At 42.1% G+C, this 21,100-nt stretch carries 14 protein-coding genes, 1 pseudogene and 1 riboswitch; of the genes and pseudogenes, 5 read left to right on the top strand and 10 right to left on the bottom strand.

Features of this window, described 5'->3' with window-relative positions; all coding sequences use genetic code 11:
* Nucleotides 1–101: 101 nt before the first annotated feature.
* The 6 genes from V7077_RS24060 to V7077_RS24035 form a co-directional block, all read right to left on the bottom strand.
* Nucleotides 102–3,212: an alpha-mannosidase gene (locus V7077_RS24060; protein WP_335506661.1), complete on the bottom strand. Its 3,111-nt coding sequence runs from the start codon at nucleotides 3,210–3,212 to the stop codon at nucleotides 102–104.
* A gap of 25 nt (nucleotides 3,213–3,237) precedes the next feature.
* On the bottom strand, nucleotides 3,238–5,118 hold the full coding sequence (locus tag V7077_RS24055) for a beta-N-acetylhexosaminidase (RefSeq protein WP_335506658.1): 1,881 nt from the start codon (nucleotides 5,116–5,118) through the stop codon (nucleotides 3,238–3,240).
* A gap of 294 nt (nucleotides 5,119–5,412) precedes the next feature.
* Nucleotides 5,413–6,030, bottom strand: coding sequence for a YesL family protein (locus V7077_RS24050; protein ID WP_335506657.1), 618 nt, complete (start codon nucleotides 6,028–6,030; stop codon nucleotides 5,413–5,415).
* 38 nt (nucleotides 6,031–6,068) lie between these two features.
* On the bottom strand, nucleotides 6,069–7,394 hold the full coding sequence (locus V7077_RS24045; RefSeq protein ID WP_335506655.1) for a glycoside hydrolase family 125 protein: 1,326 nt from the start codon (nucleotides 7,392–7,394) through the stop codon (nucleotides 6,069–6,071).
* Between the two features lie 15 nt (nucleotides 7,395–7,409).
* Nucleotides 7,410–10,106 (bottom strand): alpha-mannosidase, encoded by a 2,697-nt coding sequence (locus V7077_RS24040; RefSeq protein ID WP_335506653.1) that lies wholly within the window; start codon nucleotides 10,104–10,106, stop codon nucleotides 7,410–7,412.
* 219 nt (nucleotides 10,107–10,325) lie between these two features.
* On the bottom strand, nucleotides 10,326–13,001 hold the full coding sequence (locus tag V7077_RS24035) for an endo-beta-N-acetylglucosaminidase (RefSeq protein WP_335506651.1): 2,676 nt from the start codon (nucleotides 12,999–13,001) through the stop codon (nucleotides 10,326–10,328).
* A gap of 1,166 nt (nucleotides 13,002–14,167) precedes the next feature.
* On the opposite strand from V7077_RS24035, the gene V7077_RS24030 reads away from it, so the two are divergent.
* Both V7077_RS24030 and V7077_RS24025 read left to right on the top strand, forming a co-directional pair.
* Complete coding sequence (locus tag V7077_RS24030) at nucleotides 14,168–14,821, top strand: TerC family protein (protein WP_335506649.1); 654 nt, start codon at nucleotides 14,168–14,170, stop codon at nucleotides 14,819–14,821.
* Nucleotides 14,822–15,020: 199 nt separating this feature from the next.
* Complete coding sequence (locus V7077_RS24025; RefSeq protein WP_215046897.1) at nucleotides 15,021–15,206, top strand: hypothetical protein; 186 nt, start codon at nucleotides 15,021–15,023, stop codon at nucleotides 15,204–15,206.
* 257 nt (nucleotides 15,207–15,463) lie between these two features.
* On the opposite strand, the gene V7077_RS24020 is transcribed toward V7077_RS24025, so the two are convergent.
* A complete protein-coding gene (locus tag V7077_RS24020) occupies nucleotides 15,464–16,339 on the bottom strand; it encodes a 5'-methylthioadenosine/S-adenosylhomocysteine nucleosidase (RefSeq protein WP_335506646.1) in 876 nt (291 codons plus the stop codon).
* Nucleotides 16,340–16,514: 175 nt separating this feature from the next.
* Nucleotides 16,515–16,618: riboswitch (purine riboswitch) on the bottom strand.
* A 573-nt stretch (nucleotides 16,619–17,191) separates the two neighbouring features.
* On the bottom strand, nucleotides 17,192–17,329 hold the full coding sequence (locus V7077_RS24015) for a hypothetical protein (protein WP_335506644.1): 138 nt from the start codon (nucleotides 17,327–17,329) through the stop codon (nucleotides 17,192–17,194).
* A 166-nt stretch (nucleotides 17,330–17,495) separates the two neighbouring features.
* On the opposite strand from V7077_RS24015, the gene V7077_RS24010 reads away from it, so the two are divergent.
* Together V7077_RS24010 and V7077_RS24005 are read left to right on the top strand one after the other, a co-directional pair.
* Complete coding sequence (locus V7077_RS24010; RefSeq protein WP_335506642.1) at nucleotides 17,496–17,984, top strand: hypothetical protein; 489 nt, start codon at nucleotides 17,496–17,498, stop codon at nucleotides 17,982–17,984.
* Between the two features lie 429 nt (nucleotides 17,985–18,413).
* A complete protein-coding gene (locus V7077_RS24005) occupies nucleotides 18,414–19,382 on the top strand; it encodes a DUF4352 domain-containing protein (protein WP_335506640.1) in 969 nt (322 codons plus the stop codon).
* Between the two features lie 142 nt (nucleotides 19,383–19,524).
* Here V7077_RS24005 and V7077_RS24000 read toward each other — a convergent pair.
* A pseudogene (locus tag V7077_RS24000) lies at nucleotides 19,525–19,719 on the bottom strand (Ig-like domain-containing protein); the annotation flags it as partial.
* A 269-nt stretch (nucleotides 19,720–19,988) separates the two neighbouring features.
* Between V7077_RS24000 and V7077_RS23995 the strand changes: the two are divergent.
* The gene (locus V7077_RS23995; RefSeq protein WP_335506638.1) at nucleotides 19,989–20,477 is read left to right on the top strand and encodes a hypothetical protein; all 489 of its coding nucleotides are present in this window, start codon (nucleotides 19,989–19,991) and stop codon (nucleotides 20,475–20,477) included.
* A gap of 335 nt (nucleotides 20,478–20,812) precedes the next feature.
* On the opposite strand, the gene V7077_RS23990 is transcribed toward V7077_RS23995, so the two are convergent.
* Nucleotides 20,813–21,100 (bottom strand): hypothetical protein (locus V7077_RS23990; protein WP_335506636.1); only part of this gene is annotated, 288 nt, incomplete at its 5' end.

The raw sequence follows: 21,100 nt of genomic DNA, 5'->3' as shown, positions 1-21,100 counted from the left end.
TGACTAATTTAGGATTAAGTGCAAAAATCTTAGATATTTTTACAGCAATTATCAATAATAGAAAAAACCGACCAGGTGCGGCCCAGTCGATTCATTTTAACCTATAAAACTCTAATAGTCTTAATCTCATACGGTTTGATTTCAACCTCAATCGATGAGGCAGATTCTTCTCCGATTGCCTCTTCCATTAAGTTGGTCTCCACCCATGAGGTGATCCCTCTTGGAACCTCGAGAGACACACGTCCCCTGCGTCCTTCATATTCATGCAGGCGGATGATAAGCCCGTTACCATCATGGGCTGGCTTAATCGCATCAATCCTAACATGGTCCGAATCTATTTCCAAGAATGACTCCTCTTTAGTCCATTTCCCGCTTGCAGCCAAAACAGGGTCGTTTAAATCCCATGCTTTCTCCACCGTTTTCGCTTGGCGCCAATCCCCCATATGCGGATAAAGCGAATACACAAACGAATGTGTTCCCTGATCCGCTTGTGGATCCGGATGAATCGCTGCTTTTAATAAAGTGATCCTCATCGTATTTTCTTTGATGTCATAACCATATTTGGAATCGTTCAGTAAACTTACCCCATAGTCCGGCTCTGACAGGTCAGCCCATTGATGGCCAACGGTTTCAAATTTGGCCATATCCCAGCTGGTATTCCAATGGGTCGGGCGCTTCACATTTCCATATTGAATATCATAGGTAGCCTCGGTTGCGCGGATATCCACTGGGAAAGCAGCCTTTAGTAATTTTCTCTTCTCATGCCAATCCACCGTTGTTTCAAAATCAATACGACGGTCATTTTTGTAAAATACCATCCGCTGAGAAATTTCAGAATGGTGATACGTCCACTTGGCAAGAATCGTAAACGTCAATTTCCCATTCTCCACTACTTCAAACGTCTCTAACCGGCGGATTTCTTCCATTTTTTCTTGATAAAAAAGATCGATATCCCAAGCATCATGGGCAAGCGGCTTATCTTCGAAAATTTGCAGGATATTCCCCTTTTGGTTTTCAGAGAGAACCTGACGCCCCGCTTCCTTATCAAAAAGCGACGTCATTTGACCGAATTCATTCCATTCCACAAGGTAATACGGTGTCTCCAACTTACCTTCCTGATAGGTAAAATTCGATTCCGCTTTCTGAACGGTTCCCACAGGCTCAAAATATAAAGTCTTGGCACCAAAGGATGGCAGGGTGTCGACCTCAATAAGCCAGCCGTTATCCCGTTTTTGATGGGTTAGGATTTCTCCCTTACTGTCCTTCCAAACACCAGCAGCAAAATCGGCAAATTGAGGGACCGTCACGTTCCTCTTACTCTGCTGATGGGTCGCGTTAAAGAGCACAACGGAGCGGTCAGCTTGGTCCACACCATGCTGAATGATACGGGATTCCACGTTTCGAACTAACTCGTGCGCCTCTTGGTATTCTTCTTTGGCATCCTCATACACCTCATGAATGGAGGAGCCGGGGATAATGTCATGGAATTGATTACGCAAAATAATCTTCCAGCCATCTTTCAGTTCATCCATTCCGATCCATTGGTCCTTTTCTGATAGCCACGTGGTAAGGAATTCAGCCCGTCTGTATAATAGCTCCAATTTTCGGTTCATCCTCTTCATAAATGCCTGGCTTGTATACGTACCCCGATGGTATTCAAGGTACAGCTCGCCATCCCATTTATGGATATAGCCATCCGCTTCTAAAACATTTTGATGCAGCTTGTCAAAGAATTCCCCAGCTGTCGAAGTTTTCACATTCGGCATCCCTGGCAGCGAATCCAATCGGCGGCGCATTTCTAGCATATGACGGTTGACGCCGCCGCCGCCATCACCATATCCATAAGAAAGAAGCAAATCCTTGGATAAATCCTTATCACGATAACCTTTCCAAGTGCCCTTCACCGTTTTCGCAGTAATAAAGCCATTGTACGTATAGAACCAAGAGTCCGGAGAATTCCATGGCTCTGGAGTCGTAATAAAATGCGTCAAAATCTCCGTCCCATCGATTCCCTTCCAGTAAAAAGTATCATGCGGCATCCGATTATATTGGTTCCAACTAATCTTGGTCGTCATCATCGTTTCGATGCCCGATTTTTTTAAGATTTGCGGCAGGGCCCAGCTGTAGCCAAACACATCCGGCAGCCATAGATACTTGCAATCGACGCCAAACTCTTCTTTAAAAAAGTTTTTCCCATGAAGGATTTGGCGGACTAGCGATTCGCCGCTCGGAATATTGCAGTCGGCCTCAAGCCACATCGCGCCGCCGGCTTCCCACTTACCTTCCGCCACTCTTTCCTTTATTTGAGCATAAATTTCAGGATAATCACTTTTGATATAGTCATAGAGCTGCGGCTGGGTTTGCAAGAATAAATAGTCAGGGAATTGTTTCATAAGATGCAAGACCGTTGAAAAAGATCGAGCGGATTTCTCCCTTGTATTTCTTAACCGCCAAAGCCAGGCCACATCAATATGAGTATGTCCGATGGTGTGGATAGTGATATCGGATGATTTGGGAATGGACTGTACCGCCTCTGTCAAGCTTTCCTCCGCCTCATAACAGGACTGATAAAATTCCCGACTGCCAGGCTTGGTCCAATTAATCAACTGAAGGGCATCTGTTAGCAGCTTTTTCAAAATGGTATAGGCAGAGTCGGACTCACTTGTTTCTTTTAACACCTCATGAGCAGCCAAAAGCGTATAATAGAGGTTATCTACCTGGCGGTCGAGCCAGCCAATGGCGGCCATTTCCAGTTTAAATTCATTTTCTTTCGGAATCCCTCCGCCCTCAAGTCCTGACCAGAGCCTGAAATCCAAGCGAATCGGCCCTTTCGCCGTTTGGTCATCAAAAAGGACTTCTTCATGGTTAGAATCGACCCCTTGATAGGGTTTACCATTGACAAAAAGCAGGGATTCAAAGCCTGAGTTATTGCCTCCGCCCGTTTTTCCAAATGAAAATAAACCAACAACCTGCTGATCGGCATAAGGCAAATGAGAATCAATCTCGGCATGAAGCCAAATATAGCGATCACGGCCCTTCCAGTAGCTGCCGATTTTCATGACTTGTTGTTCATCATAAGCAGCCGGCGGATAGGCGCCGATTGCCCCATCATCTTCCAGTACGTAAAGCTGGTGGATGGACACAAGGTCCCGGTACCGGTACCCTTCCAATTCCCTGATGCGCTCTTCAAATTTTCTTTCTGTTAAGAACATATTTTCACCTCGTAAGGACTAGTTTTTATAATGAAAAATTTCCTGCCGTGACGATTCGGTGATAGACATTGCCGCCTATCAGCCCTTCAGCAAATTCCCATGGCCCATCATGCAGCAAGCGTTCTTCTTCTAATTCCTCCAACTGGGAAATCCTTCCCTCAAGCCAATCCTGGATCCGGTATTTGGCTGAATCGATCCTAGTTAGGATGCCGCCATAACGAATATCAATCACTTCCCAGCCAAATGGCTTGTAGGCAGCAAACCAGACGTTTCGATGTTTTTTCCTTAAAAGATCCACATCTGATTTAATTTTATCCAAGGTCATAAGAATGGATTTCATTTGCTCATAATTGCTATTCCGGTAGGCCTCCGTGATTTTAATGCCAATTTCCGCTTTGTCAGCCAGAACCCTCGCCAGTTGTTCATATAAATCAAACAAACTCTCCCAGGCTGGATTCTCCTGTTTGGCTTTTTCAAACACGGGCACGAGACGCTGATAGTGCTCCCCTAAGGAAAGTCCGCGGATATTCTCATCATATAAACCGATTAAACTATCTTGGTAGAGCAGCACCTTCGACGTCATGGAAGAATTCATGTTATCTTTCATTACACCCGGTGTTTCATCCAATAATTTCAATTTCATAAAATCGGCAAAATGGCCATCACAGCAATATTCAAACCGCTCGGACACCATTTCCATCGACACTTCTTTTTGGTAGGTGTGCTCGGCAAACAATTGCAAGATCGGAGAGGCGGCCGCAAACGGTGTTTCTGCTCCATTATCCCCCCACAAGGTTACGAAGATTTCCTTAATTCCTTCCTGTTTACAGGCAGCCAGTGCCGCTTCGGTTGTCGCAATCGCCTTGCCATAGTTTGGCGCCAGTCCACTCCATGTCCAAGCCCCGCCGGCAAAAATTGGCGAGGTACCGAGAAGCTTATGGTTCTGAAAATCCCGTTCATATACTTCTTGTTCGTTTCGATAATAGTTCCAATAAACAAGCTCCACATCTGGGATTCCCTCTAAGATATCCTTCCGAATGCTGCCGCTGTCATCCTTATAGGGACTGTTTTCTGCAAACAGCGGGAAATACATATCACTCCAAATCATCGGTTTCAGTCCGAGCCTGTCGGTAATGGAGACAACCTTTTGGAGATGCCGATTCATCAGATCAACATGGTTTTCAAACCCATGCTTTTCTAAATACTTACCTAAGCCAAGCTGGAAGGTCTCGTCCATGCCAATATGAATCCGTTTCGTTTGAAAGGGCTCTGAGGCTGCTCTTAGACAGCTCTCTAAAAACTCATACGTTTTGGGCTCATCAACGAGTAAGATGTCATCTGTGTCTTTGAAGCTTTGAGCATAATTCCATTTAAGTGCCTCCCTTAAGTGACCTAGCGTTTGAATACAAGGGATCATTTCAATCCCGAGATTTGCGGCATATTGATCACATGCTCGTAACTCCTCTGACGTATACCTTCCCCGCATATAGCCAAAATACGGATATTCCTTTACCTCGTACGTGTCCTCCGTATAGAGCATCAGGGTGTCTAATCCCATCACCGCCATCTGCTGGAGCAGCTTCTCTACTTCCGCAACGGTCGGAACGGCATTTCTGGACGCATCGAGCATCACACCACTCATGGTAAACTGAGGATTTTCTGTTAAGTCGAATTCGGTGATTTTTTGAAAATTCTCAAGCCAAAGTCCTAAAGCCCGGAAAAAATGAATCGGCCTTTCAAACGAAATCTCCCCTTGCCCACTTTTATTTGCAGCCCTTAGCGGCCCTTGGTGATTTCTCACTTGAATCGGATAACCGTCAGTAGAAAGCTGAATATTGAATCGTTTGGATAGCAGCTTCAGTCCAGCCTCTATCGAAGTTGTGTCTCCCTTAAAGGATAGTTTCACTTGTAATTCCCCCTGTTTTTGTCCAGATTGTAGTCGATTTAGTGTTGCAGATGTTTTTTAGCTATGTTTAAACACAAAAAGGCGTGAATGTGAGTATTTTTTTACTCTAAATAAATAGGTTGATAGATTTATCAGCGGTTTTTTTAGTTTATCAGCAGTTTTTTGAAATTTATCAGCAGTTTTATAGAGTTTATCAGCAGTTTTGCGGTATTTATCGGCAGTTCCTTCATATTAGTTGCGATTCAGGAATTGCCCCGCCTCACCTCGTATCACAGCTACATTCAACAGCACAAACTAACCAACATGTACCCTCTCCAATTGAGTAAACCGGCTAAGACAAATCCTCATCATCCAATAAGCAGGAGCCACCGCAGAAATAAACGGGATGAGGCCTGGATACCGATTAATCAAATAGCCAATCACCATTAACCCGATTCCAATCAATAGACTGAAAGGCAAACTGGTCAATGTAATTAAAAAGGACTGCTTGATATATTCCTTATTGGAATACTCATAATGGACATAGATGGCAAAGAAATAGCCTGCCGCCATTAATAGGACAATCACTAAAAGGTAAAGAATAAGCGATATAAAGCTACCTAAAACACCTGTTAAAAAGCCCTCTGTAATCCTGATATCGATAAAAAGAAACAGGCCAATGCCGTAAAAAACAAGGCCTATTCCATTGCTTCGCTTCCATTCTTTAAAATACACTTGCTTAAATGTCTTCCAAACAGCGAGATCGGTATCCTTCCGCAGCCATCTCCGGACAATCGTAAAAAGGGCCACAGTGGCAGGGAAAAAGCCAAACACCCCTAATCCCAAGGCGGTAAAGACAATCCAGCATACATTTGCTGTGATTGCCCTCCAGATCCACTCACAAACACCGATGATCCTTGAACTTTTTTCCATAACGGCACCAGCCTTTCGAATCGTCGATCAAAATGAACCTACGCTTGATTAATTTTCAATAATTGTTGATGAAGGGGACTGCCTTTGACTGCTTTCCCTGTCAGACTTAGCACGAATTCACTAAACATCGTATTCGCCCATGCAAACCAGTCCCTTGTAAATTCCTCAGGGCCGTCAGCGTTAAAACCTTCATGCATAACATTTGTACCGCCATCTGTGTTTTTAAAATAAGCTAAGATCTGCTCTTTTTCCGCTTCACTCGTCGAGGTCATCCCTTGGATGGCCAGGGCGATATGCCAAATGTAGTGGTCTGGCGTATGCGGGCTGCCGATGCCCTTGGCATACTTCCCTTCGTAATAGTACGGATTATCCCTGCTCAAAAGAAACTTTCGTGTATGGATATACGTCCGATCATCAAATGGCAGGTACCCTAAATAAGGGGCCGCCAGCAAACTTGGAACATTGGCATCATCCATTAACTGGCTTCGGCCTTCCCCATCTGTTTCATAGACATACATCTCGCCATAAATCGGGTGTTCCAATTTCGCATACTGTTCAATTCCCTGCCTGATTTCCTCACGAAGCGTTAAGCATTCTTCTTTTAACAAAGAATCCTTTAACACCTCATCACACATTTCAGCCGCATACCCTAATACCGCGACGGCAAACATATTGGCTGGAACGAGGTATCCGTAGGTGCAGGCATCATCACTTGGACGGAACGCACTCCAGGTCATTCCGGTTGGGACCACACGCCCCCCTTTTCCTTGGCGGATTAAGGTATCCGATTGGCGTACTTTGGCCCGTTCAAACCTGTATGGGGATTTTTTTTCATGATCCTGCTCCGTTCTCCAAACCTGGATAATCGTCTCGAGCACTTCTTGGAACATTTCTTTTATATAAGCTGTACGTCCTGTTGACTTCCAAAATAGATAGGCAAGCTGGATTGGATAGCATAAGGAGTCAATTTCATATTTCCGTTCCCAAATATGGGGTGTCATTTTGGTAAGATCACTTTGATGCCCCCTGCCGTTAGCCGTTTCATTAAATGCATTGGCATAAGGATCATGTAAGATAAACGCAAATTGCTGGCGAATGACCCCTTCTAGTAAATCGGCCAGTTCTACATCCTCTTCTGCCGCAATCAAATAAGGGCGTACTTGGGCAGCAGAGTCTCTTAACCACATCGCTGGGATGTCTCCAGTGACGACAAATGTTTTTCCATCCTCTAATTTTTTCAACGTCGTTGTATACGTGTTAACAAAGCATTGTTCAAACATACGGTGTAATTTTTCATCCCCAGGAAAATATTCCTTCACATGCTGGATTAATTTTTGCATCGATTTTGGAATTACGGCTGTCATTTTTCCCTCTCCTATCTATCTTTTTGGTTGAAAACCTAGTGTAATAATTTCATAGCCAGCCACATCATACTGATCGCTAGACTCATTGGTTTGTACTTCAAGTATCGTACTCTTGTAAGTTGAAAAATCTGGTATTGATGCTTTAAGGCTAAGACTTTCTGGCGCAGGATTAAACCAGCGGATCATCACGTCATCACATTCTTCCGCCACTTTCATAGATGACCACGCAAGGCCCTCAGACTCCCACTCGACAAACTGATGGACAGCTGGCAATGTACCTTCATGAGCGCTTGTCTGGATCGCCTGAAGCGGCACTTTATATTGATAAGCATCCACAAATGCTTTTGACGTAACCACATCCTCTTCATGCATGAACACCTGCCACTCGGCTGTCTGGATCCCTTGGCACTGGGCCTCTGGTGTCGGGAAGTAACCCCAGTCGCCAAGCTCTGCAGTGGAACGAAGGACAGTAAGGGCAATCGTTCCATCTGCTGGCAGGATTTCATATTCCTGAAGACCATCCGTGGCTACCGTTAAGCCGATTTTGTCGTCTGCAAGGCTCGAGAAGCGCTGCTGATGATGACAGAAGCTAGGATTCTCCCATTCTTTTTCCGGCGCATTCGGGCGGTTCGCAATCTCAAAAGCACTGTCCGCCTGATGTTTTTCCGTTTGCAATCCGGTTGGGAACAGAACACGCAGACGATGATCGGCCGCTTGATTGTCAATGGTCAGTTTAAAAGCAGGACCCTTCATTCCTTTTTCAAGAGTTACAACGGTACGGAGCGTGAGGACGCAAGTTTCAGATGATCGGCCCGACCTTCTTTCCTTGTGCCAAATCAAGCGATTCCGTTCGTCCGCTAATTGATCGTCCGCTGATACCGGGATGGTTAGGGTATGTGTAAATTCAAGCTCTGTCCTTAGTGGTGTTTTTTCAATGAACCGAAATTCGGCCGGTATACCCTTTGTTGTAATCGGATCCTGTCCTTCTGCTTCCTTGAACATATATTCATTTCCAACATCCCCTGTGTCCTCGTAGATTCCGAGATGATAGAAGGTCTTGCTGTCCGCTTTATTCGTAAGATCATAGGTGCCATCCTCATGAAACTGGATGCGTACATATTCATTTTCCATGACCAGACTATCATCGGCCGAATGATCTTTAAGCTGGCCGGCAGACTCCTGACACGGAACAAGATAGAACGTTTTGTAACCAAATGCGGGGATATCTTCTGCAAAGAAGCTTAGCTTAGCCCGTTTGGCAAAAAACGACTGGCGGAATTTGTCTTCCGGTAAATCATAGCCAAACTCAACTACTGGGTTTTCCAGCTCAGATTCAATGATCTTGCCAGCTACATCCACCAGCTTGTAGGCTTGCATCTCTCTTTCCTGTAAATGTGCCGGGATTTGCTCAAAATGCATCTGGGAAAAGTACACCTTCTCCAGATCGACTATTTTTGTGACGACTTCGTTTTTGTTCCATCCTGTTGTATTCATAACCACAAGGGGTATTCCGCCCTCTGGTGCACCCGAGGTATCGATTTTTTCGGCAAGCGCTGCTGCCTGTTCCTGGACAAACACCTCGCCCATTTGCGAAACCGTTTCAAAGCGGGTCACCATTTCACGGTGCACCTCATCCACGCTGCAGCCGCAAATGCTGTCATGCGGATGGTTTTTCATCAGGGATTTCCACATGAAGCGGAGATATTCTCTTGGGTAGGCTCCGCCTGCTAAAAAGCCCATGCTAGCGAGCGGTTCGGCGATTTTCTCCAAGAGGGTTTGACAGTGATTGTTCCATTGCTTCAAATAAATCCGGCTCGATGCGGTATTGACTAGCGTCGACCAGCCATCGGTCCGCTGATTGCGCAACTCGCCTTCAATAACCTGGAGCTTCTCAGGAAGAGCTGCTTTTAATGCCTCTGTATATTCATCAAAGCTTGAATGCTTAAAGGTGTAATCTGGATACAAACGAGATGCGGTTTCAATCGCCTGCGGAATCGTTTTTTGCAGCGGCTGGTGGTCACATCCGTTCATAAACAATAACTGATTGGTAGACGCATATTTTTCTGCATCACGCAGCTTTTGATCCCAGAATTTTTTGGCTTCCACATCGTCTACCGGGATTTCATTACCGTTGGAGTACCAATTCGCAAAAAGAATCCCCAATACAGTGGAGCCGTCTGGTGCTGACCAAATCATCTCGGAATAAGGTGATTCATATTCGGGAGCATCTGACACGGTGTTATTAAAACCGGTCGGTTTGACACCCCTTCCAAAAGCAGCCGTATCAATCCCCGCTTGCTTTAACAGCTGAGGTGCCTGCCCATAAATGCCAAAGGTATCAGGAAAATAGCCAATTTTTGATACATGCCCATAGGCTTTGCTATCATGTAAACCAATTTGCAGGTTTCGGACATTTGCTTCAGAACTTGTTAAAAAAGCATCCTGGAGCACATACCATGGTCCGATATACAGCTTTTTTTCTTCAATTAATTGTTTAACAATTTCCCGATTTTCTGGATGAACCGCAAAATAATCTTCCAAAAGAACAGTTTGGCCATCAAGATGGAACGCTTGAAAGGCATTTCCTTCTTCTTTAAACTGAGCAATCATTTCATTCATCAGCTTAATGAAGTAATAACGGTGCTTTTCAAAAGGCAAATACCATTCTCTGTCCCAATGGGAGTGTGAAATAATATGCGCAGTTTTCTTCATTGACTCATACCCGCTTTCTCTTAAAATCGCAAAAACGAAAACGCTATCATTTTGACTCCATTTTAACAATCCAACACAATGGCGCAATAGATTACAAGTAAGTCCTATGGATTTTACAGTGTATCTAAAAATAGTTCATGAAAAAGGAAGCAAGGGGACGGTTCTCTTGCTTCCAATCAACCTTCCCCTGCTTCCTTCAGACACTATGGATTGGGATATCTATGGATTCAGGTATCCATGGACTTCAAATTCATAAATTCTCGCAGCTGTATCGCCGCCTTGGGTTGGCTTGTCAACCAACAAACGGACATACCTTGCGTTTGTTAAAGTGATGCTGTGCTCCGAAACAGCCGCTGTGTTATCGGTCACCTTCACTGCCTCTGTCCAATTTACTCCATCCAAACTTACTTCAATTCGGAATGCCTGAGTGTTAAAGGCTGACGGCTCTCCGCCCGCCTCTGCATGGCGGATGACAAATTTGGAAATGGCATATTGGCCGCCAAGGTCGACCTGTAACCAATGTGGAGGAGTCCCCAAGGCACACCATTTACTGTTGTCCGTCACCTTGCCATCGAACGCGAACTTCGCTGCTTCAGTCGGTGAACAGTGTCCGCTGGCGATGGTGGTCTTGTTCAATGCCACATTTTTAATGTCCTTCGCTGCTTCAGAAATGGTGATCATTTCCTTTTCAGTAAGGACACTTTCACCCTCGCTGTTTTTCGCAATCAGGGTAACTGAATAGACGCCTTCTTTATCATAAGTAACGACCGGATTTTCCTCATGGCTCACAGCAGGAGTTCCACCCTCAAACTGCCATTCCCATTCTTCCGTTACTTCAGATGACTTATTCACAAAGTGAATTTCCTGCCCAGGAGCCGCTACCGTTTTATCCGCACTAAAATCAGCCTCCGGCTTTGGATAAGGCGGCCAATCAAACGTAACAGTCGTTGGCTCGCTGCGCTTGAAACCTTTGCTCACCGCTACAATTTCCAATGTCGTGCTGCTTTCTTTACCGCTGCGCTTAAAATTGGATAGGTAATAAACCTGGTTAGGAGTAGCGCCAACAAACTCTTTCTCATTGTTCGGCAGCTTCCGGTAAATTTCATAGTGGCTCACATCAGAATCAGACTTCTTCCATTCGAGAGGGACATCCGCGTAGATTCCCTTGTTGAACTCCACTTTATTGACCTTTGCCTCAGTCGGAGCATCGAGGGAATCATGTTTTTCCTGTTTATTATAAATCTTGATTTCTCCGATATTGGTCGTAAAATCTTTGACGTCCTTGTCACTCTTAACAAGTAGAGAAAGAGCTGCAATTTTTTTACCACTGTATTTATTAAGTTTAATAGTGTCAGTCGTCCACGGTTGGTCCGTTAGTTTTTTCACATCGAAAAACACAAATTGGCTTGGGTTGTCCGTGAAGCTGACTCCTACTTTCATGTTTGGCTTTTTCATATCCGTTTTGTAAGTCAACGAGATTTCCGTATCCTTTTGGATCGGCAGATTGGTTTTATAAAGCTTGATATGTGCAGGGTTGTCCGATTCAATCGTTCCAGAAAGCTTTAACGAACTGCCGCCATCATAAGCCGTATCCCAATCGAAATTGACGTCAACCGCTTGTCCGCCTTCCTTCAGCCAGCGCCAAGTCGGAAGGATATCCTGCAGACTGCGGTTATTCCAAGACTGTTGGCTCACCGTATTTCCATCTGTCGCAAAAAACTTGCCGCTTCCTGTATTAAAATGAGTCACAAAAGGAAGTTCCTGAATCGCCGTTTTAGCAGCAAAATAGTTGGCCATCCCTTTCCAAGCTCCATTATTGCTGGTCGATGCCGGATTTCCGGACTTTCCAACCCAGAATTCATTTTCCTTTTGGTAAAACTCCTCCATCGTGGAAGCCGTTTTAAAGGCCCAGTCCGGACGATAAATTCCTAAAGAAGTTAATGGTGCTTTGCCCTCAGGGAAAATCCCCTCCCAAGCAACATTTGTACTAGTCCCCTTTGCTTCCACATCGATCCCGGTAAATACATCATACGGGCTTCTGCCAAGTTCCTGAGCTTTAGTAGCAGAAGACTGCTGGTTGCGCCACCAGAAGTTCAAGAACATGCTGTCAGAAACACGTGTTTGCCCGTCCTGCAGGAAGCTTGCGTTTTGGGCGTTCAACGCGTTTTGCCAGCTAACCTTCCCATCTTTCGTCATCGAATCATACCACATGATCTGCATGCCATCTGGCTTATGCTTCTGAAGATAGACAAGGAAGTCCTTCATTTTTTGAGCCGTTTGGGCATTTCCGCCTTCGGTCTCCTGGTTAATAAACCAGCCGTCAAATCCATAATAGCTTGCTGCTTCAATCAGCTTATCCGCAGCAGGAAAGGAGCCATCCTCCCGCTGAGCCAGCATTTGGTTCAACCACTCGACCTTACCGCCATATACAGTCGGCGGAAAGAAAACGTTTCCCAAAATGGGTACACCGTTTTTATGGGCCGCGTCAATAACGTCCGCACTTGGCGGCACGATGATTCCTTCGCCGGAAGAACCCGCCCAATACACCATTAGGTCAACGTATTGCCAATAACTGAAGGTATTTGCCAAAAACTCTTTCCCGCCTTGTGAAGGTACACCGCTTGTTGTAGGGTTGAGCGCAGACAAAGCCACTAGCTTTGCATCTGACTGGGCATGGTCATTGACTTTGTACAACACATCCCGTTTTCCTAATGGAATTTGGCTGCGGTTAAACACAGCATTCGGATCGTTCTCTGGCGTCCAGTTCAATAATTGCTCGGGATACCAATAAGATGATTCTGGCTGTTTGGCATAACTAGTGTTAGGTGATAACCCCACAATCAAGAAGCATAAAAAGAAAACCAGCCACCAATAGCGCTTTTTCATGTTTTTCATTGTTTCTCCTCTCCCTCTGTCTATTTTTTATATTGAAGCTTATGTAAGCATGCTTCCCCTTTTCCTACGTCGGACTGGAAATGATAGCGCTGTCAAATTTATGACCCGAGTTTTTTCTGTCATTCATTCCCATTGGGCTCTTTTTTCTCACATCTTATTCTGAGCGGTGGGCTCCGTCAATGTATGCATAAAATGTGATTTAGTTTTTCCATTATCTCTAAGGTTTTTCCATTAAAACTATAACGCTAGGGGAATAGCTCTTTAAGGGGATATTCGGAAGTCTTTTCGCGGAAGGTTATTTTATAGTAGAATCTTTCGGAAAATTTCTTTATTGCCCGCTACAAGAATCGTCCTCATGGTTCTTTGAGAGGAAGCAAAAGAATGGCGAATCGACAGCGTTTCGACCCCTTTCCCTATAGGCTATACTAATCAAACGTTTAATTAAAAATGCCGAAATGTTCATCCCTCTTAATTTCCCCTTCAATACTAGTAAAAAGATTGTCGAGCAAGGTTAGAATACTTCATAAATAAAACTTCAATTTCCCGGAAAATTCTATTGTAATCGACTCAACCTACATCCTTCTTGTCAAATCGCTATATTTCGAAACTAATCAAACATTTGTTTAAAAATAATCCTATCCACGTCATTTCTGTATTTGTTACCATAATTGCGTGAAATAAATGTCGAGAGCTGCCTTATTTAATAGAGCTCTAGAAAAACATATCCTCCCTCAACCTAGCCCGGATTTGAGCATGTTTAAGCCATATTCTTTGGAACAATACCAAGTCTTACTTCCCATTCAGATAGACATAAAAACAGTGTCAGCCCGAGATAAAAACGGACTGACCCTGTAATATTCTATTAATAAGAAACGCTCGCTTTTTCATTTGAATATGATTTTGATGCCATGGCAATTCTTTATAAAATTTCACTAGGCTAACGACTCTACTTGGTCTCTCCCTTCATCTGTCCCCTGGCAGCGACACTTACTGGACTGCTCTCAAGTGTATAGGAGCATAAGATACGTTCTCATGCCATTAATCAGAAAAAAGAAGCATGAGAACCGTCCCTGTGATCTTTCAAATCCGGTCTTTTTTAAACCTCTAATAAATATAATGACTTAGTTAGCTTATATTCAGAGGTGAACATTTTGGAGATTTTTGGTTTGTCTTTTGCGGTTCTTTTGGAGGTTATTTTAATCAATATTGTATTAAGCGGAGATAACGCAGTTGTAATCGCAATGGCATCACGTAATGTTCCAAAGAAGCAACAAAAGAAAGCCATCTTTTGGGGAACAATTGGAGCTGTTATTTTACGTTTACTATTTGCAACAGCGATTGTTTATCTACTAGCCTTACCTTTCGTAACTTTTATAGGCGGTCTACTTCTAGTGTATATTGCCATAAAACTGCTAATAGCTGATGATGAAGACGATCATAGAGTAGGCGGTTCAAGTTTAATTTCCGCTGTCAAAACCATTATTACTGCTGATGCCATCATGTCTCTTGATAATGTCCTAGCTATTGCTGGTGCGGTTGAAGGAAATATAGCCGGTATAATGATTGGAGTTATTGTTAGTATTCCTCTTGTTGTTTTTGGCAGCCAATTAATATTAAAAGCAATGGAAAAGTACCCAATAATCTCTTATGCTGGAGCTGGAATATTGGCTTGGACAGCAGGTGAAATGATGGTTAGAGAACCTAAATTAGAGTCTATTCTTCCAGACGATTTACATTTATTGATTCCTACTGCTATTACCGTTCTAGTCATATGTTTAGGATATTTATCCAATAGGATAAAAACAGCTAAAGAATGTTAAGAAAAAGTGAACTGGAATATATCTATTTCAACTTTGCTTGGAGGCGACAATATTTTGTCGTCTTTTTTGTTGGGTAAAATTACTACATAAACCGTCCCTGACCTTATTTATATGAACGAACTATTTGTTACAAAATTGACATATTTGTAATCCTAATGTCATATAAATTTATCAATCACCTAGGAAGGAGGAAGAACCAATGGATAATCGGATTTTCTTGTTTCTTGCTACCATTTTATCTGGTTTTGCACTTATAAAAGTTCCTTTAGCTGATTCATTCCTTGAAAGCATATCACCTGTAACAAATGTCCTTGGCATTCTAACCGTTCTTGTCTTCTCACTCGTCTTAATTTATAAAGGTGTAAAAAGTTTGTTCCAAAAATAATGAGGAGTCAGATGGGAAGCACTCTATATGGGTGCTTTTCTCCTTTATTGCTCTATACAACACATATGCAAACAATCTCACCCGTTTGTCAAACTCCGGGCGTTACCTGGTTTTGAAACAAGATCCGCCTCTAGTCACAAAAGAAGCATGAGACTCCCTTGGATTATGGTAAAAAATTTGGATGTATTTCATCATTTAAAAGAAAACAGCTTAGAGTTTCACCTCTAAGCCGTTTTCATCGAATGGAGCACCCATCCTTACTTTTTTATTGTTGAGATATATTGTTTCACAACGTCATAAACATATTCTTGGTTTGCTGCCGCAGTGTTAGGGTTGTAGGCCCCGCCATTTGTTTTATTATTCGAGAGGATTCTAATGCCTAAAAAAGCTACATCATAGGCATCGGCAATTTGTGCAGCCGCAGCCCCTTCCATCTCTTCTACAGATGTACCGTACTTTTCATGAATCCATTTAATACGATCTACTTCATTGTTCCAAAAGTCTGCTGACCCGATCGTACCTTCCACAACCTTACCTTTCGTATATAAGTGCTTTACCGCATTAGCCGCTGCAAGCAGTTCTTTATCTCCCTCATAGTAACGAACCTTATTGGCATTCGCATCTGCTCCGCTTCCTTCAGAAGCCATTAAGTCCATTGGAATCCATTGACTTGGGTCCATTCCCTCACCAGCATTTTTCGTTTCTGTTTTTAAGGAACCGATGTTGGTTACTCTTTTTCCTAATACAATATCAAATACGTTTAAAGACGGATCATGTCCTCCGGATGTTCCTTGATTGATAATTGCAATTGGTTTATATTTTTCAATCGCCAGCGCGGTAACGGCTGCTGTATTTTCCATTCCCTTGCCAGTTTTTGCAACAATAACAGGATACCCGTCAAGTTTTCCTTTATAGAATACAAAGGTTCCTGACTTTTCTACTTTTACTTTTTCTAATTTCTTTGCGAAATTCTCCGCCTCAATAGGCATTGGACCTTCAATTAGAATCGGTCTTGTGGCACCTTCTACTTTTGTTTCATGTAGTAACGAAGACTTCCAGCCTGCAAGCATTGATAAGAGCAAGATCACAATCGCTGTCCATGAAACATACTTGTTTAAGAATCCTTTTTTCATTAAGTATTTCCCCTTTTCTCTTGTTGTGGATATACTCGTTGTTTCTTCCAAAGAAAAAGGTCTAGAGCAGTAGAACTTTTCTACCTTCTAGACCTACGAAAAGTCAAAGTATCAATAGTTTAGCTAAAATAACCCCTACACTAAACATACATTGGCAGCCATAAAAACGATGGCGTGTTACAATACTTTAACTCGTAGTCTAGTTCTTACATTGGGAACCAGGTAGAAACGCTCAGACCATATTTCTGAGTATATACGAGTAATGCTATTTAAGATGATTACTATACTAGACTAACAAATATCCTATAGGTTTACAAGCAGAAAGGTGAACAATAATTTAAAATAGAAATATATTGTTCGTGTTTTAAAGGTAAAAGGAACACTTTTTGTACATTATCAGTAAATCAATTCTTCTTTAGCTCTTTATACCAATTGCCTTTTTTTATTCATCAGGCCCCTTCTTGTGAACCTATGTCTTCGAATAGTTTTTCAAATACCTCGGACGCTTCTGTATCCATTTCAGCAATCAGGTGAATATATTTAACTTCTTTTCCTGTCAACTCTCTATTTAGCCGCTTTGAAATAAAACGAACTAATTGTTTATATCGTTCCTCTTCTTCCGTTACAAAGTAATAGCTTCTAAATATTCTTTTCTAGTCATCATTTCGAACTCTCCTCCCTAACCCAATCTTGTCCAAAATCCCATAAAATTAAACACATTCTTCGATAGATTAGGAGAAGGTAATCTATGAGAGGAAACAAGAGACCTATCCCCTTACATGTTTATCAGATTTCAACAAAACTTGAGGTGTGACCGGCACTAAATCTAAAAGGCAGAGATGCGATTGCTCTCTACCTTCCTACTACCTGATCCTGATTACTACTAGTTTCAGCAGCCTGTGCGTCTGCTGTAGTATCTGATTTACTGCTTGTTCCGGAAGCTGGTTCCTCTACGGTAGTGTCTGGTTGACCGCTCGTTCCATCTTCCACTGGCGTTTCCGGTTGGCCGGTAGTAAAAACGAAATATAGATTTTGATTTTAAAAAGTATTTTCCGGGTATCCCAATATCGACAATGTTTTAAGTTAATCCTATTACGATTAAACTATAGAAAAAAGTGATACGAGGGGAAAATTTGTATGAAGTTACAAAGATTAAATGAAGCTATTCTATCCTGTATTAATGATCTTTACATTGCTATTACTGCCCTCACAGAATTCACAAACATATGCAAAAACGAACATTACAAAACCCCCGAAGGTGGAAAAAGCAACCACCTACATAACTTCATTCAAACAGATTAATGGGAAATGGGCAGGAAAATTTGATTATATCCAATGGTATTTCGGCAAGCCTGCTGATAGAGATTTCCTAAAGGATTGCAAATGCCAGAAAGAAATGGATGTTGCCCCAGACGGGTACTGGATACGAAACGTTAATCCTAAGATACGCACCTTTACCATTTCAAATAATGCCCAATATATCTTACAGACACGTAGTTTATACGAAATCAAGTGGAATGAAAAGGTAACCAGAAGTCAGTTTATTACGTTCTTGAATCAGCGGGATAAGCACCATCAGATTCCTTTTCATCTCGAGATAACAAATGGGGTTGTAACAAAAATTACAGAACAATATATACCTTAATATAATAAGCCCATTATTTCTAATACAGAGATAATGGGCTTATTTATGTTGAACAATTTTTTAAAATTATCCATCCATAACAAAAAGGCCAAACTACGCCCCCTCTGCTTTAACTTATATCTCCAAATATTGATAAGATAGGAGACTATAACAATCCATAACGCTGATAAAGCGGGAAGTTACTCACCACTTTTCTCTTTTGTTAAAACGATGGCTGGTTATTCACTAGTTTGATTGTTAGCATTTTTATTTTTCACTATCCATAAAAAGGGGTTTTATAGTAAATTAGTAATAGATTGAGTGAAAATCGGTGTGTGCGTTAAAACACAGTCGAAAAAGGGTTCTTCCAGTCAGCACCCGACACAGGTAAAGGGGGAATAAGATTAAGCGGTTTTATGTATTGTATTTTAATTTGAATAGGTGATGAAGGTGAAGAAAGTACTAATTATTATCGGGATGTTGCTCATTGGGGCTGGTATAGGCTGGGTAAAGGACCAGATTACAAAACCAAAACTCGATTCAACAGAAGAATTGACTAAGGCGATACAAAACAGACAAAAAGCAGAGGCAGAAAAAAGTAAAAGCATGGAGGTCACAGTCCAAAAGGCAGAAGCAGACAAACCTGCTGCCGCCAAAGCTCCGGTCCAGCTCGTAGACCCGCTAAAGGTGGAAGTGCTTCAATCCTCGCTCCGGCCATCAGATGGGGATGAGAGCAAATTAGTAGTCCAAGTTTCCGTTACAAATTTAACAGATTCCGCAGTGCATTTGAATCCTGCTTATTTCAGTATTGTTATAAATGGGCAAACATTCTCTCAAACTGGTCGTGCGCTCGATTCTTTAAAGGATCAGTTTCCATGGGTTGATTTGCAGCCCGGAACAAAGAGTATCGGATATGTAGGTTTTGAAGTGCCTGCGGTAGACCGTTACCAGCTGCTGGTGGAAAACTCCAGTATTCAGAATGTAGGAAGCCAATATACTGCCTACGATAAAGTAGATTTTTCCACTACTAGTAATTCGGCGGCTGCAGGGAGCAACAGTACCGCTGCCCAACCAAAAGGGCAGTCTGTGGTTGTTAATTTTCCGGAGGAAACCATAGATTCCGTCCTAAACAACCCCAATAAGAATAATATTACGGAAATTGTGATTGCCGAAAATACTCTTGGTGTTAGTTTAACTGGATTAAGTACATTGCCCCAGTTAACAACCTTGCGTATTTACGATATCAAGCAAATATCAAATATCAAAGAGATTATCAATTCAAAAACTTTAAAAACGATTTATGTAGGGAATGACAGTAGTGAAGGAGATATGGAATATTTTCTCCGTCAACATGGCTTGAGCAATAATGTAGACGTTGTTTATTCCGACGGTGTAAAAAATGACTTCAAACGAAAGTAAGCGGCAGGACGGCTTTTCAAGGAAAGGGCCGTCCCTTTAGTTTGATGTTAGATCCGAATCAGCGTGGTATTCGGCCGATCGGCACAAAGGATGTCAGATTATTTCTCAACTATTAACCAAAAACCCCTTCTGCATAGAAAAATTACTCAATTGATCCAGTTTTTAGTTCACCAAAGTAACTCTGCTGCCAAGCTTGGCTGTTAACTGTTACAACTAATTGCGCACCAGCCTTTTGAATTGGTACCGTGATTGAAAACTTACCATCTGCCCCAGTTGTTCCTGAAACAATAACAGTACCATTCACTTTGATTTCAACTTTAGAATCAATTTCTGCCTGACCTGTTACAACTCTTCAATAATCTCATCCTCTACTTTTTTGGGGGGAATAATTTTCCAGTCCAACTAATTCGTTATTTATATAATAAACACTATAGTAAGTCCTTTCATTGCTTGCACTATTGTTGATGGTCATAGAAAGTGGAGTCCTTTTAAATTGAGGCAAGACGAAGCTTAAATAGAAATTTTGTCGAATGGATTACCTAGACTTTTTGCCAATTCCTTTTTATACTAAAAGTTGTTAAATTTTACCATAAGGAGTGATTTTAAGTGAAAAATCGCTGTATTAAGTTCATGATCGTAAGTATCGTTTTTTTATTTGCACTTTCTTCTACATTGATGGGCGTTGGTAAAACAGAAGCTGCATCAGGTCCTCCAAAGTATTATTCCAAGTCTGAAGCTAAAAAACTAGCTGGTAAGAATTTTATGGAGTTTGGAAGTAATTCCTTTGGATATAAGCTTGTTGCAAAAGATGCCAAAATTACCTATGTTCATTTCGGTTCATATAGTGATTATAAAAGTACATGGGACAGTAAACCTGTTCCGCTAAAAGGTGGAGGAACTCTTGGCGAATGGTTTTCTAATAATGCAAATGGTTTTCTTGAAAATGTCATTAGTATAGTGGGACCATGGATTTGTTGGAAATGGTACGGTTCAAATGGACAATTAGATATGGCAGAAGTAAAGAGAGCTCCTAAGTTTACCTATACAGAGCAATGGCTTGGTAAAAAATTATTTTGGTCAGGAATAAGAAAATAGTAGTTTATTATCTTTAAAAGCATCCGTCCAGGGTGCTTTCAAAGATGAAATTTGATTGTCGTTATAATAAAATATGCAAATAATTATCCCCTGTTTTCTCGAGGTATGGACTGTTAGAAGACCGAGATTAAGTGAATCGACCCAGCCTTCTAAAAGCACGATAAGAAAGCAGTAAAAGGAAGCATTAGACCGTCCCCATGCTTCCACCATTCAGGCGCTAGAGGCCGTTCCCACACAATAAGGGAAACAGTTGAAACCTTCTTAATAAAATTTTGGTTGTCTTCCTTAATTAAAAAATGAGCAAAGATTAATTCCCTTGCTCATTTTTTAGTTGCTTATAAGCTGCTAACATAAATACTTATTGGGGTTACACTACTAGAACCGGAATACCTAATATAATAGGTTCCTGCACTGGTGCTAGGTAAAGTCAAATATGCTGTAAAACTGCCACCTGAATAGCTATAAGTACTCGTGTAAGCTTCTCCGCTGTCTCTTACTCCATTTCGATTGGCGTCTAAATACACATAGCCTGATTGGTAACTTGGAAAATCACTTCCATAAACTGTCACTGAACTGCCTGGCTTTCCACTTGTCGTGTAAGTCGTGATTTTTGCCGCATTTAA

Origin of the sequence: Neobacillus vireti (genome assembly GCF_036962465.1) — a bacterium.
GTDB classification, from domain to species: domain Bacteria; phylum Bacillota; class Bacilli; order Bacillales; family Cytobacillaceae; genus Neobacillus; species Neobacillus vireti_B.
The sequence above is the reverse complement of the archived record's forward strand: the minus strand, read 5'-3'. Positions and strand labels throughout refer to the sequence as shown.

Excerpts from the sequence above, each read along its gene's own strand:
- V7077_RS24045 (WP_335506655.1), bottom strand. The coding sequence starts at position 7,394 with ATGACAGCCGTAATTCCAAAATCGATGCAAAAATTAATCCAGCATGTG.
- V7077_RS24010 (WP_335506642.1), top strand. The coding sequence starts at position 17,496 with ATGAAGCTATTCTATCCTGTATTAATGATCTTTACATTGCTATTACTG.
- V7077_RS24025 (WP_215046897.1), top strand. The coding sequence starts at position 15,021 with ATGGATAATCGGATTTTCTTGTTTCTTGCTACCATTTTATCTGGTTTT.
- V7077_RS24060 (WP_335506661.1), bottom strand. The coding sequence starts at position 3,212 with ATGTTCTTAACAGAAAGAAAATTTGAAGAGCGCATCAGGGAATTGGAA.
- V7077_RS24020 (WP_335506646.1), bottom strand. The coding sequence starts at position 16,339 with ATGAAAAAAGGATTCTTAAACAAGTATGTTTCATGGACAGCGATTGTG.
- V7077_RS24040 (WP_335506653.1), bottom strand. The coding sequence starts at position 10,106 with ATGAAGAAAACTGCGCATATTATTTCACACTCCCATTGGGACAGAGAA.
- V7077_RS24050 (WP_335506657.1), bottom strand. The coding sequence starts at position 6,030 with ATGGAAAAAAGTTCAAGGATCATCGGTGTTTGTGAGTGGATCTGGAGG.
- V7077_RS24035 (WP_335506651.1), bottom strand. The coding sequence starts at position 13,001 with ATGAAAAACATGAAAAAGCGCTATTGGTGGCTGGTTTTCTTTTTATGC.